At 33.3% G+C, this 15,003-nt stretch carries 9 protein-coding genes; 2 read left to right on the forward strand and 7 right to left on the reverse strand.

Annotation, left to right across the window (positions count from 1 at the left end):
• Positions 1-62: 62 nt before the first annotated feature.
• Genes Q73A0000_RS07270 through Q73A0000_RS07280 form a run of 3 tightly spaced genes read right to left on the reverse strand, consistent with a single transcriptional unit; the run spans position 63 to position 5,974 of the window.
• Positions 63-1,415: a RagB/SusD family nutrient uptake outer membrane protein gene (locus tag Q73A0000_RS07270; protein WP_193813392.1), complete on the reverse strand. Its 1,353-nt coding sequence runs from the start codon at positions 1,413-1,415 to the stop codon at positions 63-65.
• 3 nt (positions 1,416-1,418) lie between these two features.
• Positions 1,419-4,604 (reverse strand): SusC/RagA family TonB-linked outer membrane protein, encoded by a 3,186-nt coding sequence (locus Q73A0000_RS07275; RefSeq protein WP_193813393.1) that lies wholly within the window; start codon positions 4,602-4,604, stop codon positions 1,419-1,421.
• Positions 4,605-4,639: 35 nt separating this feature from the next.
• A complete protein-coding gene (locus Q73A0000_RS07280; RefSeq protein WP_193813394.1) occupies positions 4,640-5,974 on the reverse strand; it encodes a hypothetical protein in 1,335 nt (444 codons plus the stop codon).
• A gap of 1,297 nt (positions 5,975-7,271) precedes the next feature.
• On the opposite strand from Q73A0000_RS07280, the gene Q73A0000_RS07285 reads away from it, so the two are divergent.
• Both Q73A0000_RS07285 and Q73A0000_RS07290 read left to right on the forward strand, forming a co-directional pair.
• The gene (locus tag Q73A0000_RS07285; RefSeq protein ID WP_193813395.1) at positions 7,272-7,529 is read left to right on the forward strand and encodes a hypothetical protein; all 258 of its coding nucleotides are present in this window, start codon (positions 7,272-7,274) and stop codon (positions 7,527-7,529) included.
• A 249-nt stretch (positions 7,530-7,778) separates the two neighbouring features.
• Positions 7,779-7,952, forward strand: a complete 174-nt coding sequence (locus Q73A0000_RS07290) for a Txe/YoeB family addiction module toxin (RefSeq protein WP_244140838.1) — start codon at positions 7,779-7,781, stop codon at positions 7,950-7,952.
• Positions 7,953-8,346: 394 nt separating this feature from the next.
• Here the strand turns inward: Q73A0000_RS07290 and Q73A0000_RS07295 are convergent, their stop codons facing one another.
• Genes Q73A0000_RS07295 through Q73A0000_RS07310 form a run of 4 tightly spaced genes read right to left on the reverse strand, consistent with a single transcriptional unit; the run spans position 8,347 to position 14,849 of the window.
• Positions 8,347-8,520: a hypothetical protein gene (locus Q73A0000_RS07295; RefSeq protein ID WP_193813396.1), complete on the reverse strand. Its 174-nt coding sequence runs from the start codon at positions 8,518-8,520 to the stop codon at positions 8,347-8,349.
• Positions 8,521-8,526: 6 nt separating this feature from the next.
• On the reverse strand, positions 8,527-8,886 hold the full coding sequence (locus Q73A0000_RS07300; RefSeq protein ID WP_193813397.1) for a hypothetical protein: 360 nt from the start codon (positions 8,884-8,886) through the stop codon (positions 8,527-8,529).
• A complete protein-coding gene (locus tag Q73A0000_RS07305) occupies positions 8,883-12,440 on the reverse strand; it encodes a DUF6443 domain-containing protein (RefSeq protein WP_193813398.1) in 3,558 nt (1,185 codons plus the stop codon). Before Q73A0000_RS07305 ends, Q73A0000_RS07300 begins: the two co-directional genes overlap by 4 nt.
• 6 nt (positions 12,441-12,446) lie before the next feature.
• Positions 12,447-14,849, reverse strand: coding sequence for a DUF5977 domain-containing protein (locus Q73A0000_RS07310; RefSeq protein ID WP_208458814.1), 2,403 nt, complete (start codon positions 14,847-14,849; stop codon positions 12,447-12,449).
• Positions 14,850-15,003: the final 154 nt, after the last annotated feature.

The following is a 15,003-nucleotide window of genomic DNA, read 5'->3' on the forward strand; positions in this document are numbered from 1 at the left end:
CCTCTTTTCAGAAATACTCCAAGAGAAGATTCTACATGTTAAGAAATTTTGGTATATTTCATTTATCTCTCATTCTGTTTCATCCCCGTTAATTTAACAACTTCCTCTGGAATTGCTATCGCATAGCGTAAATCATTAGGTGGTAAAGTAAGGGTCTCTCCCATTAGATTTCGAGTTAATACAATTCCTGCACCGTCGCGATTTAGACGTTTAATGTCGGACCATCGGAGGCCACGCATCAATAATTCTTTTCGTCTTTCATCCAAAATCTTCTGTAGTGCAATCTGAGAATTATTTGCAGTAATTGTTATATATTTGCCAGTAATCCATCTCGTTTTCAACAAATCATTAAGATAATTTATACCTGAGTTTGCATCTCCTAGACGGGCATAGCATTCAGAAATATTTAAAAGCAATTCATTTGTTGATATTCCATTAAATAAACCGCCATATTCGTTATAATTGCCTTTGAATAGTATTTCACCTGTATTGCTTTTCCTAAAAAAAATTTTCCTGCGTAAATCATTATCATTATAAGTATTATACAGTTCTAAATTTATTTTTGCTGGAAGTAAATGAGTCTCGTACCTCATTGATGATCTGAAAATTATCTCTGCATTTATATTTGATATAGGATAATTACTATTTACCTCCAGATTATTATAATTCATTAATGAAGATTTATAAGATATTGCCTCCAGTCCATACTTTAATGAATTTGAATAGTCACCCATAAACAAATAGGTTCGAGAAAGCAGACCTAATGCAGCCGGTTTTGACATTCTAGAAACCGATAGTGAATTTACAGGTAAATAGTTTACAGCCTCGTGCAGATCTTTTAGAATTTGCTGATAGGTCTCTTCTAATGTTGATCGCTCTGAAACATAATTCATGTCTGGATCAAGTCTTAATGGCAAACCTAATTTTGCTTCAGAGGTTGACTTGTCATAAGCAAGACACCACAACTGAGCCCCATCCAAATATCTACTTGCACGAAGTGCCAAAGCTTGTCCCCTTACATTATTTGCCTCATTTCCGTTTAAATTGTATTTCTCAAGATTATATAAAACAGAGTTGGCATAGTAAATTCCCTGATAACAGTAGAACCAATCATTTCCAGCATCTATAGTTGGCGAAACATGATCAGACTTCCACATATAAAGGCGCTTTTGCTCCTCATAAATCAATCCATTATAATCGTCTTCTGCCAAATAGAAATCATCAGTACTAGTTTCACCGCTTGTAGCAAAATCAAAGTTTATCACATTATAATTGTCTATCAAAGCTTGATTTGCTTCTACAGTTTCAGGAATTGCTAATTTCAAATCTGATCTTTCATCAAGGAAATCATTACAGCCTATAAAAGAAATTGATGCAAGCAGAGCAATTATATTAAAATAATATTGTGTTTTCATAATTTAAAATTTTGTTTTTATGCCAAAAGAAAAGGTTGAAGGGTTAATGAGTGTATAATTACCCAAATTATAATCTGGATCAATACCGCTTTTATTCGCTTTCCATAATAGACCTAAGTTGGATGCATTAATATACAATTTGACTTCTTTAAATGGCAATGACCATTGGGAGCTGCTAGAAATATTATAGGAAAGATTAATGTATTGCAGACGTATGTGGTCTCCTTTTTCAACGAGCACCTCAGAACCAGCATAAAAATTATCTCTGTTAGCGTTTGCTACAAAACTGTTTGATGGCACATTCGTGTTCAATTCATCACCAGGAGTTTGCCAACGAAATGAGTAGTCACTATGTCCTAGCCAATCCCTATATAAACTTGTATAATTGATTGAGCGTTTACGAAACCAATAATCAAACTTATAAAGAATTCCAACATCTAAACTTACATTCTTATATGAAAATGAATTGATAAAGGAGCCATAAGTTCTTGGAATAGCAGAACCGAAATATTTAAGATCCTTGATATCCGAATTCATAATTTTATTATATTCTTTACTTACTTCTCCATCTAAAAAACCCTGAGGATCACCTGTAATTGGGTTTAAACCAGCCCATTTATATGCAAAAATAGAATATATCGGTAATCCTTCAACTCCAGACACTGTAACTGTAGGCGACACAAATTGCCTGGCAAAAGTAGTATTAATATAATAATGGGTTACCTCATCTTTGAACCTGCTGAAATTTAATATTGTATTCCACTTAAATGCCTGATCAATATTTAGGGTCTTTAATTCTAAATCAAGACCATTTCCTTTAATTCCGGCTACATTCCAAAGAAGGGAAAGAATTCCTGTAGTATAATCCATAGGAGCTTGCCCGAAAAGGTTTGCTCCTTTTTTTTGAAAGTAATCTAGAGATCCTGAAATTCTATTGTTTTGTGATGCAAAATCTAGTCCTATATTTATCATCCGAACAGTCTCCCATCTTAAGTTTGGATTATAGTAATTATCAAATCTTGCGGTCGGTGTACCTGTATAAATTGAAGACGGAGAAACGTAAAGAATCGTAGAAACTGCAACCATTGATGGATCTATATTTCCATTAAAACCATAAGAACCTCTTAACTTAACATTTGGTAGTCCCGTATAATTATAAAATTTTTCGTTCGCAATATTCCATGCTAATCCCACCGACCAAAACGGATTCCATTGATCTCGTGAGTTCAATCCGAATAAATTACTTGCATCTCTTCTTGCGCTTCCAGAAATGGTATAGCGATTATCAAATGTATAAGCAGCATTACCATATGCAGATACAAATCTTCTTGCAGTATTGCCTAATCCATCATTGTTTGATATGGTAGAATTGCCTCCAGTAATGAAAGGGAACGCGTTGCTATAATCTATAGTTGAAAAAGTAAGATCGCTATCATTAAACCCGAAATAGCGGTTTTTAGATGAATAAGCCTCAGCAGATCGTATTTCAGTACCTAGTATTGCCGAAATTTGGCTTTTTTCATATTTATGGTTAAAATTAAGTTGGCCTCTAAGATTATTAATAGTTGATAATACATTGCTTTTATCAAAAATACTACCTTTGGGAATACCATATTTTATTGTTCCATCCTGATTAATTTGTGTAAAACTATTGATAAGATTTCGGCTATAATAACCATCTTCTCCGAATAACACATCAGAAAAGCCTGAATTTCTCTGATATTGGTATTTCATGTCTGCATCAAGTCCTTTGATAATACGATAATTTATTCCTGTATTTAAAATCACCTCGGTATTCTTAGTTTTGGTGGTGTTATATTCCCAATCTGTCAAGGGATAATAATTCCAATCCAATAACTTTCCTTCTGAAAAAGAATTTTTAAAACGTTGGCTAAATGTTGAAAAAACTGGTAAGGCATTACCCATATCGTCCGCTAACTGAACATAAGGTGCTGCGTTGCCACTTTTCATATTTAAATTTCCGTAAGCCAACCGACCACTCTGTAAAGATGTATTTGTAAAAATAAACCCTGAAGAAAAAGTAAACCGATCATTTGGCTTCCAAACATTCTTTACATTAGCATTTAGTCGGTCGTATTTTTCACCAAGATTGCCTTCATTATCATCGTAACCCAACGAAGTAATCCAAGAGAGTTTCGAACTCCCACCAGAAAAATCGACAAAGTATTGATTATTAATAGCGCTTTGATACATGTGTTTTTTAAATTCATCTCGTAAATCATACTTTTTGAATTCATCAATCTGCCTATTTGCTTCCTCTTGAGATATAAGTCCTTTTTTTGCACTATTTAGTAATTCGATTACTGGAGAAATGACGATTTTTTTTGATGAGTTTATATCTGAATTGTAAAATCCACGTGTAAATAACTCTTTTTCCAACTCTATAAAATCTGTAGATGAAATTTGTCTTACCGCATCTAAATCTGGTTTTGTAGTCATTGTTGTATTCATTCCAAAATTTACAGTAAATGGTTTATTCATTCCTGCGGATTTAGTTGTAATTACAATAACCCCATTCGCCGCACGAGCTCCCCATATACTCGCCGCCGAAGCATCCTTCAACACGGTAATGCTTTCTACAATGTTAGGATTTATATTCCCTAAATCCCCTTCATAAGGGAAATTATCGACCACTATTAATGGCATTTTAGGTCCTTTAATAGTACTTAAACCCCTAACCATAATCTGGTTTTTTCCTTGCGAGGTACCATTGTCAACCATTATACCATTAGCAACTCCTGCCAATCGGCCTAAAATATCGGTAGAAACTTGCTGATTTAGTAAATTATTATTAACCGAGGAAAAAGAACCCGTAGATCGCTCCTTCGGGATATGCTGGTACCCTGTCTGTATATTTACAGCTTCAATTTCGTAAATCCCTGAAACTAAGTAGATTTTCATTGTTTCAGTTATTGGTTGTTTCACCTGAACAGATTTGGTTTCAAATCCTTTAGCTGAAATGGTAAGTTCAGAAGTCTCCGAAGTTAATTGAAAGGAAAACTGTCCCCTATTATCTGTCAGTATAACGGAACCTAAAGGGGAAATCACTACAGCAACACCTGCAAGAGGTACTTTTGTTTTCTCATTTAGTATTATTCCGCTCACATTTTGTTGCGCAAATATGAATGTACTGGATACCAATAAAATAATCCATCTTATTTTTCTCATATTATGAAGTTTTAAGTTAATTACTCTGTGTAGTTTTATTTTTTTCTAATAACCATCATTAATAGATTTCTTTTGACTTTAACCAGATTCAGATCATACTGTTGGAGATCTTCGTTTAAAGCCAATATATCTGAAGTGGAAGAAATTTTCAAATCAATATTATCTGTATAACCAGTTTCATCAATAATCGGATAACTAATATCTTTTTCACTATTAAGAAGATTGGTTAATGTTGCCAACTTAGCATTTTGTATAACTGCTGGCTTTTGATAAAAGGTGATTATTTTCTTGCCTGCTTTGGTTTTTATTTTATCTTTATTGGAGGTTCTTACAAGCACTAAACAGTCTGTTAACCTATTTTCGAATTGAATGTTATACTCAGTATATCGGTTGAGATCTTGGATGATATAGTCATTAAGTTTGTCCTTCTCATTTTCAGGAACTAAAATGTCGTAGCTATAAAGATTGTCTTCGTAAAACCTGTGGTTACTGCTATCAGGCATTACTCCTTGTGTATTTTCCATTTTAAAAATCATTCTTTTTTCATTAAAAAGCGTCTCTTTCCTTTGACGAAAAACATCAAAACCCAACGAAAAATAGATGGACCCTAGTGTCTGATTACTGAACAATCTCCCATTTATTATTCCTTTATCATTTTCGCGTAAAGTCCCGCCACCACCTAAACCTTTTACAATACCTTTCAGTAATATCGAATAGTGCTGTAAATTGACATTTTGATGATAGGAATAAAAATCACTACTGAGGAAAATAGGTTTATCTGAATTTAATTGCACCACAGTCTGCAAGGAAGAAGGACTACTTGTCAAAATTTCATTAACAGTTTTTTCAGAAAGCTGCCCCATATCGGTAGTATTAATGAGTTTACCGTCCTTAATCCAAATGAGAAAGGGTACGCCAAAATGCGGAAAAAGTTCATGAAGGACCCGATCATTACTTATGGTACTCATCCTCGTTACTTTTTCCACATTTGATTTGTGAAAATATTCATTAAGTGATGAGGTACTTTCTTTTGAAACAGGAACAATAGCAAATTTACTATTGAACTCTTTTTGAAGACGTAAAGTTTCAGCGACGGATAGTGCAGAAGATGAACAAGAACTTGCCCAGAAGGCGATAATAAGCAATTTATCCTTGTCCATTTGGAGTTTCTCAACAGGAATAGAAGAATTTACTGTTTCGAAAGGCAAATCCCATATCTCGTGAGGAATGGTATCGCCAATTTGTAGAGGTTCAAATTTGTGAATTAATGATGGATTCGCCAGTGTCTGAGCAGGGATTAGGATTAAAAAATTGCAGAATAATAGAGCAAAGATTATCACTAATCCTTTCTGCAAAAGAAAATTTTTCATAATTTTGTAAAGGTTTTTAATTAAGATTAATTACTATTCATGCTCTTTTCCCGAGGTCGCCAAAACTGGTGGGGAAAGGGCTTTTTTTAGGTGGTAACTATCAAGTCATAGGATTTAAATTTTTAATTATTATGTTTGATCAATTTTTAATCAATTGATAAAATTCAGTCTTTTAGAAAAAATGGCTGACCTAAGAGTTATTTGGGTTAGAAATAGAAGCTTTTTTCATTCTTTTTAAACCGATTTTTTAATTAGTGTAAAATTCTTTAACTGTTTTCATGAACTCTTCGTGGAGTATTCGTGAACACTTCAATTAAGCACTGTTTTTTTTTTAATGTTTCTATTCTTTTGGCTTCGGCTTCCTCAGCCAACAAATATGATAGAATTGCTTTAGGGGAAAGCCTGTAGAAACTTATGAAGAAGAGTCACTCTCCCGCTAAAACTATCCTTTAAAATTATTGATATGAATGTCTCGTTCTATAATGAATTATTATAAAAAAAGATTTTAGTTTGTATTATCATACCATTTATCTGAACTGCTCTTTTGCAGTGAAATTCTCAAATACTTTTCATGAATTCCTCATGAACTCCTCATGAAGTATCCTAGGGGGAACCATGAAGCATCCCAGAAGGATCTTCTGGTAATTTTTTTAGGTGACCCTTCCTAAAATAGCCAGACAGATTAGCTCCTTTTGGCTTCGGCTTCGCTCACCCACCAAAATTGATCGGACTGCCTTAGGGGAAAGCGTGTAGAAACACTTTTACAGTGGATTCACTTTCCCGCTAAAGACCAATCCTTTGAAAGAGTATTGATATGAAGATTTGCTTTTTAAGAGCTGTCGTTGAAGTAGAGAATGCCTCTGTTCATGATTTTAGAGCATTGAAGATGTTGATTATGTAATCTTATTTCCCGTGAAGCAATTAAGCCACAATGGTTACGCAACCACTGTAAGTGTCGTTCTACTATATTGTTATAGAAAGCATAGCTTAGGGAATTGAGAAATCTGAATACAAAACAGCGTGGGTCTCAACTTACCGAACAGAGGTACTGGTATACCTGACAACGATAAGAGAGCCCACGCCTAGGTCGTGAGCATCTTGCTTATCCTCTCGTTGTCTAAAAATTACCAGTTTTCTGTTCGAGATTCTAAGCGAATGCTTCTATATTCTTTGAAGTATCGCAAAATTACATTTTTGTTTGTAATCTTGAGACAAATATAATAAATTATTTCGACATTACCGAATTCGGTAATGGAAATTTTACTAATTACACTCAAATTGCAATAAATATGCAATTATGAACGAGTTTAAAACCGATGAGATTAAAGCATTAGTTGCTCAAAAAATTAAGGAAATAAAAGGAAAAGTTCCATATTCCAAGATTGCTGAAAAATGTAATCTCACGGAAGCACGAGTAAGTGACGCAGCTAATAATAAAATAGATTATCAATTAACAACATTGATAGAAATTGCAACGGGTTTACGAGTACATCCCAGAGAAATCTTTGATATACTTTTTGATTTTGAAGAATACTATGATGAATTAGATAAATAAATTCTGATGAGAGTTGGAGATTTATTGTATGTATGAAAGACAAATAAACCTATTCGCCGAAGTTTCTGACTTCGGAGTTTTTTTTCAGCAAACCTAAATTGTGTTAGAGGTTTTTTTATTTTACTTCCCAATTGCTTCATAATATCGATCAGAGCATTGCTGTAATACTACTTTGGTTTCTTCTAATCTTTTCATAGTTTAGCTACTCATAAAAAAGCAGGAAACAAAGCGGTATTAAACAAAATATTGGTGTTTTTTGAAGAACTTGTAGAATATCCTTTTACAGGAACTGGCAAACCCGAACCTTTAAAACACAATCTTTCTGGCCTTTGGTCTCGAAGAATAAACAAAGAATACAGACTCATTTACGAAGTAGAAAACCAAACCGTTTTTATTCTTTCTGCTTACGGACATTATTTGTAAAACCACCCCGAAGAAGGTGGTTTTTATTTTTTCTTTTAAAGAATTTACCGGTTTATAAACCCCTATTAATAATGCGTTTACGCAAGTTTAGGAATGGAATATTGGAATTTGTTGGTATTAGACGGAACCTTATAAAAGTCTTAATAAATCTTTTTTTAACAGTTCAGTATCTGTATCAAATTTCTTCTTCTTTACAAATTCTGCAAGTAAATCAATTTTTTCTAAAATAGATTCTTTTAAAAATATATAACGCTCATCATCTGACTTGCTAAAAAAATTCTTATCGTTTATAACAATTGGAATACCTACGGATTTTTCCTTCTTGCGGTAATCTATTGGCTCTAAATCCTGTAAGAGATATACATAAAATTCGAATAAAATTAATACTAAATCTTTACCATAATTTGTATTTTCTGCTTTTTTTTAATTGATTATTTATTCCTTTTTCTCCAAAAACATAGGCTCTAAAAAGTTTTCCTTTTTCAAAAACTAAAGCTTGTTCATCGACATCAACAGTTCCATCGGCAGTCGTTTTAACAAAGCATCCGAAAATACTATTATCATTCATTAGTGATTAAAGTATATCAAAATTTTTTGCAATGATTTTAATTACACTATCTGTAGAATTTAAATTAAATATATATATATTCAAGTCAATATCATCTAAATGACCCTTCCATTTACCATATATTGTTTTTAAATCTTGATTCTCTTTTCCTCCTGTATATGCTTCAAGTATAGCTTCTTCGGCAATTACCCCAAAATTTAAATTAAGACAAGACCAATAAACATCCTCGAAAATTACGCTTTTTAAACATCCATCTTGAAATTCAATATTCAAAACAAGTGTGTCATTATCTCCCGGATTTTTACGATCGATGAAGATTTCTTTAAGCACAGCATCGTGCCACTCTATAGTGTTAAAATTTATCATTTTGGCCATTTTGCATTATCAAAAATATGTTTTCCACTGCCATTTATATGAAAATGACTAACGTTCGGTCCTTTTTTTCCTGGCATAGTTGCAGGATCAATTCTTAGTTTTTCAATAAATTTACCATTTTGAATCTCCCCATAAGACGACGTTCTAAATGGGTTTTCAACTAAATTACTAGGAATCTTTAAATCTTTTGGTAACACAACCCCATCTCTTGTAACGGTAAAAACACCTTTAGCTTCTGCTTTCTCTACTCCCATAATTGCTTTTGCTTCCGCACCTGCAATTTTGGTGTTTTTTGTTATGATTAAAGCAGCTCCTCCTAATAAAAGCGCTCCTTTTTGCTCATCAGGTTCTAGTTCTTCGAACCAATTATTAAACAGAATTCCCGCAACATCTCCTATTCCAAGAAGATCACTTCCCATCATCATTACAGCCGCTCCTCCCGGCTGTGGACCATTCCAAAGTGAAGATTGACGTTGAAAATTATATTCAGCACGCGTTTGTCCACCGTGATATTGTGCAAAACCTTTATCAGTACACAAAAAACAGTCTCCTCGCAAATAAGGATTTGCTTCTTTTTTCTTCCCTTGTAAAACAACTTCCTGTATTTGGACTTCATTTTCACCGCTAGGAAGTGTTTTAACATCGTCAACACCTTCAGGACATTTACCACCAGGACAGCCATCTGCTATCATTCCTGTTGGATCTGTAAAAAATATTGGATTATTATTTACATAAGTATAGGGACTGAATCGTCTGGAAGTTTCTGCTAATATATCTTGTGTTCCCCATCTGCCAATATCCGGCATATACATCCTCGCCCCATAATCATACATTCCGGTTTCCTGTAACTCCTTTCCGTTGTACTTGTAGTTGTAAGTAGCTGTAGATTGGTTTTCATTATAACCTTCATGTTTTAAGCCAAAAGGATAATAATTGCTTTCAGTATCGATGGTAAGAGCTCCTGCGCTGTTTTTATAGTAACTTAACCTTATATTTCCGAGATGATCGGTATAGTTGTAAATGTACGTATTTTTTATAAAATCATAATAACCTTCTGCAGTAGGTATGAATTGTAAAGTAGGGGGACTAATATGGATGTTATTACTTCCGTCATCTGTTGTGACTGCTAAATAATGAAAACCATTTAAATAATCTGTAATTTCTATAGTTTTTCCAATACTCGACTTTAATCCTGTATATCTAGTTTTCCTTAGTTTTGTGCCATTGGAATCGTATCGATAATTTGTACGTACATTTACGGGTCGAGAATAAGGGTTAGGAATATAAGTTTCTTCAAAAAGTAATCCAGTTATAAGATTAGAATAATTGTACTCTATTAAATTAATACCTTTATCTTTATTGTTGGTCATATTACCATTGGAGTCGCTCCCTATCGTATTTCCTGAAATATCAGGGTATCCTAAGTAATTCGTAGAGGAATCCGTAACACTGTGTAACTGATTACCACTGTACTTGTAAGTTAAATCATCAATTTTCTGAGCTTTAAAATAATCGATACCACCATATCTTTTTAACGTTAGGATATTACCGTTTGCATCATAGGAGAGCTCTTCATTATAGGCTTTAGTAAGGGGAATAACCTCATTGGGTTTCTGATAGGTGGCTCCTAAAAGTCTATTTAATTTATCATATGTATAGCTATATCTTCTCAGAGATTGATCATTGGAAGTAATCCAATCTACTTCTGAGATATTTCCATTGAACTTTTTAGGTGTAATAACAGAATTTGTAGGGTTATCATATCTGATTTCGTAAGCAAAGAGTTTATTCCCAAGGTTTGAAGGATCGTTAATTTTCGTCATCCAGCCACGGATATTGTAGGCATAATTGATTTTCTGAATGTTATTGCCTACTTTCTTATAATCCAACTGCCCGATTTCATTGTACGTATTTTCTGCCAATATTTCAGGTGATTGGTTGTTTACCTGATGCTTGTGAACCAAAAGACGGTTTTGGTGGTCGTAAGAAAACGTTTCTTCAATTTTTACTTCAGTGTCGCTATGCAACCTTTTATGGTCTGTAAATATATTCTGTGGAACGCCGGTAAAATCGAGGATACTTTCTGTTTTGGTATAACCGCCAAGATGATTGATTGAATGACTTCCAATAACTCTTCCTTTTCTATCGTAGAAACTATAATTTTTTGTCCAGTTATCATCTTCGATGTTTTTAACAAAAGAAGCGAGGGACAGAGATTGGGTGGATTGATTTACTCCAGCAGGAAAAATATCTTCCAGAATCGGGGTTCCCTGAATAGCGTTGCCTGTGGGATATGGTGTTCCTGTAGGATAACTATCGTAATAATTGACTGAAAGCAAAGTCATGCTCCCTGTCGGAAAAGCATTCTTAGTATAGAATAATTGCAATCCCTGTAAAATAGTAGAAGCAGTTGATACTCGCACTTCATTATTAGATCCATTCATATTATTTAGGGCAGTCTGCATGGTAGAGCGGGTTGCTGTATTTTTAAAGAAACCTGTATAAACGACTCTTCCAAACTGATCATATTTTGTGAAAAGCCAGCCTTTTGCTTTGAAATTATTGTTAGTTCCTGCTAAATTGGCATCTTGGGTTAAAACCAGACGGTCTTGTTTGTCATAGACCATATATTCCCAGCCTTTTCCAGGGAGTTTTTTCTCTACTAATCTTCCTCTTCCGTCATAGCGATATTGGTAGCAAAGATCATTTAAAATAGGGTCTGTTAACGTGTAAAGAGTTGTTGGTATTGCAGAGGCTTCAATTGCCTGAACTGCTAAAGGTGAAACAACAAAAGCTAATTGATTGTATTCGTTGTAAACATAGTAAGTATCAACTTGATTAACTCCGTCATTCTTTCTTACTAAAACCGTCTGTCGTTCTCCGTTTTTGAATTCTATGGTTTCATTGCCATCTTCATCTTTTACTGTATTTTTATACAACATCGCATCTGCATAATTACTTCCTTTTATTAAATTAGAAAAAGTAGCATTATTTGTCCATGGAACTGGCGTGGCTGTGATAGTAAAATTAATAACCGCATCAAGTGCGTCGTTAACTTCATACTTAAAAGTTACAGGTTTGTTTGCCCAAGCCGAGCCGACTTGAAACAAACTGTCTATTCTATTTAATGGAGAATTTTCTAAAGATTTTCTGGAATAGATTTTTTCTGAGCCATAAATATTTGGAGTAGTTGCATTAGCCAAAGGATTTGGAACAATGGCACCGTTTAAAGTTCCCAATTGTGGAACAGGAAGGTGATCTAAAACTTGCCTCCCAAATCCATCATATTCAATATGAGAAACAATATCTTTTCCTGTATATGATGCTTTTATGGCTATGCTTTGTTTTGGGCGACCTAACCCATCAAAATAAGTGACTGACTGTATTTGCTTTGTACTTGTATTACTTGATGCAGTAGGTTCTAAATAAGTCCTACTGAAAACATAGTTTTCATTTATCGAAATTCCGGTAGGCGGTGTAGTATTTTGGGCAATAGCAAAATTCGATAACAGTAACAAACAAAATAATGATAAAGTTTTTTTCATCTTTAATTAATTTTTCGGGAAATAAAATAATAGATTTTGAAAAGACTTGTTATTTGGATAATTACCATTATGAGATCTTATAATAATATCACCATTAGTTTTAATTGTATAATACATCTGTCCATTGTACGAGTTGTGATCTGTTAAAGGTTTACAAATTCCTTGTATAGTTCCAATTTTCACGCCTATTGTCCATGGAAAATCGACTGAATTTGATCCTGTATTAAATGAAATAGTAGCCTTATAATTTACATCTGTTTCTAGTACCCCTCCGCCTCCTGAGAATGGCGTTGTTGATACGTAACAGCTAACAGCTGGTCTACAACTTCCATTCTTGTTAGTGGTATTCTGACCATTAGTATCAATATCATTCTGTGCTTTTTGATCCGCATCAGCTTGGCTAACTATAGAAGAATATTTTCCATCAGGAACAATGTAATTATAAGTTGTTCCTATATAATTTGACCCACAATTATTACGAGTAAATGTCTGGCTTTTTTCAATATTAAAATATTTACTCGGAGCATAATTATAAGAATATTCTTTCAGAATTTCACCATCTGTATTTTGCACTGACTCTAATCTGTTAGAGGAATCATATTTATATATTTCTCTAATTCCACTTGGCGGAGTGATACTGGTTACACCGATTAGTGGTTTGTAGGTATAAGTCGAAATCTGGTAATGAGGCAAACTAATTCTAAAGGTATCGAGTTTATCTATTAGGGTTGATTCGGAATAGTGTGGGCTTCCGTAATCTGAAGCCGTAATAATTGCTGCGGCTAATGCTGAAACTTGCGAATAAGTCGCTCCTTCTATTTTTGCAATTGGTTGGGTTTGGTTGTAACCCCAGATGATTGCTGTTGGAGTGCCTGATTTTGTAGTGTATTGTAGGAGATTACCATTATTATCATAAAAATCATAGATTATACTTTCCACAGGGATATTAGAGTCTATACTATATGAGATAAACGAACTCGGAAAAAAATTAGTAGGGTTTGTATATTCCGTTTTTGTTCGAGAGGTAACATAATTCAAAAAAGAAGTTGATTTCCATATATCCTTGCTTCTGATTGTTTCTAATACGGGAGCCAAAATATTGTTATTAATTAATTTCAAATCATTGTATGTTGTTGAATATTTGTATGATATTTTACTTATTTCTTCTGGAAAGTATGACGATTCTGCTCCTGACATGTTAAGAGTAGTATTATCATCATATCGATATAAAGTGTTAGTGAAAATATTTCCATTTGGTAAATAATCTTCTATTATTGTAGAAAATTTAACAAAGGGCTTCACATCGATTCTCCTTTTCTGTACCCAGTTGCCTCCAATTATGCTGGCATCAGTGACATAGTCATTTGATGTATTACCGCATTTATATACCAAAGAATTGTTTTCATTAAAGTTTTTACAATACGGTTTGTTGTTGAGGGTGACATACTCGGTAGATATTTTCTTGACTTCTATATTATCAGCAAAGAAATTTTCTTCGAGTAACTTTCCACGCTTACCACTTTCATCAATAAATTGCGTATCTATATTTTTCATATAATTCCCAATTCCGAAATTGCTATTATAGGGTCTCCACAAAATAATATTATTTGCCATTGGATCTGAATCTAAATAATTAGGATAGGAAAAATAATTGCTAAAGACATATTCCTTGAAAAGACTGCCATTTACATATTCCTGAACTTTATTATACTCAACATTAGGTTTCGAAAATATACTTTGCTCTATATTTGATCCAAACTCAGTAAATGTTTCTTTATCCGTTATGGAGTTTGGAAGCGTTGTTCTATATTTTGCATATTTAAAAAAAATATAGTTTGTAAGTGAAATACCAGAAGAGCCTAAGGAAGGATTATCTCTATTTTTAAGATACTTATATTCTCTTATAATATCATTTCCTGAACCAGATTTGTCTATCATCTTATATAATCGTAAACCACTAACATTATCATTAGAAGCTGTTAACTGAGGATAAAAATTTGATTGAGAGTTTCTAATTATTTTATAATTTATTTTATGTGGTTCAAAAAACATTTCGGTTCTCCCTCCAGTTGGATAAATTATCTCTTTTATCATTCCTACTTCCGCATAAGTCGGATTAAAATCTCTATTAGTCCCAGTTAATGTCAAGTCTCCTGTATTTAGACTGAATGAGTAAGCAGGAATTATGGATTTATTATCATCTTTCCCATTCCAAAACCCCGAAAAATCCACCCCAAAAGTAGCTTCAGGAGGAAAATAAGTTACATTGTTATAATTGAATGTATATTTCTGATCATTAATGGCTAGTTCTGTTAGAAACCATCTTTTTGATTCAGTACCTTTTGGTAGTATTTTAAATTTTATTTTTTTTACAATCTGATTTTGACTTTTAACATCGATGCTTTCCAAGAAATCATATCTATAAGCCAAGTTGTCTGGAGTATTTTGATAATTGAAATCGATAGTGTAGATGCTCGTCAGTTTATTATCTGAAATGTTTTTAGTTAAAATTGCAATTTTATTAAGTTTTGTTTTCTTTAGAACTTACATTCAATTAATAAAT

The organism is Kaistella flava (ex Peng et al. 2021), from assembly GCF_015191005.1.
Lineage (GTDB): Bacteria > Bacteroidota > Bacteroidia > Flavobacteriales > Weeksellaceae > Kaistella > Kaistella flava.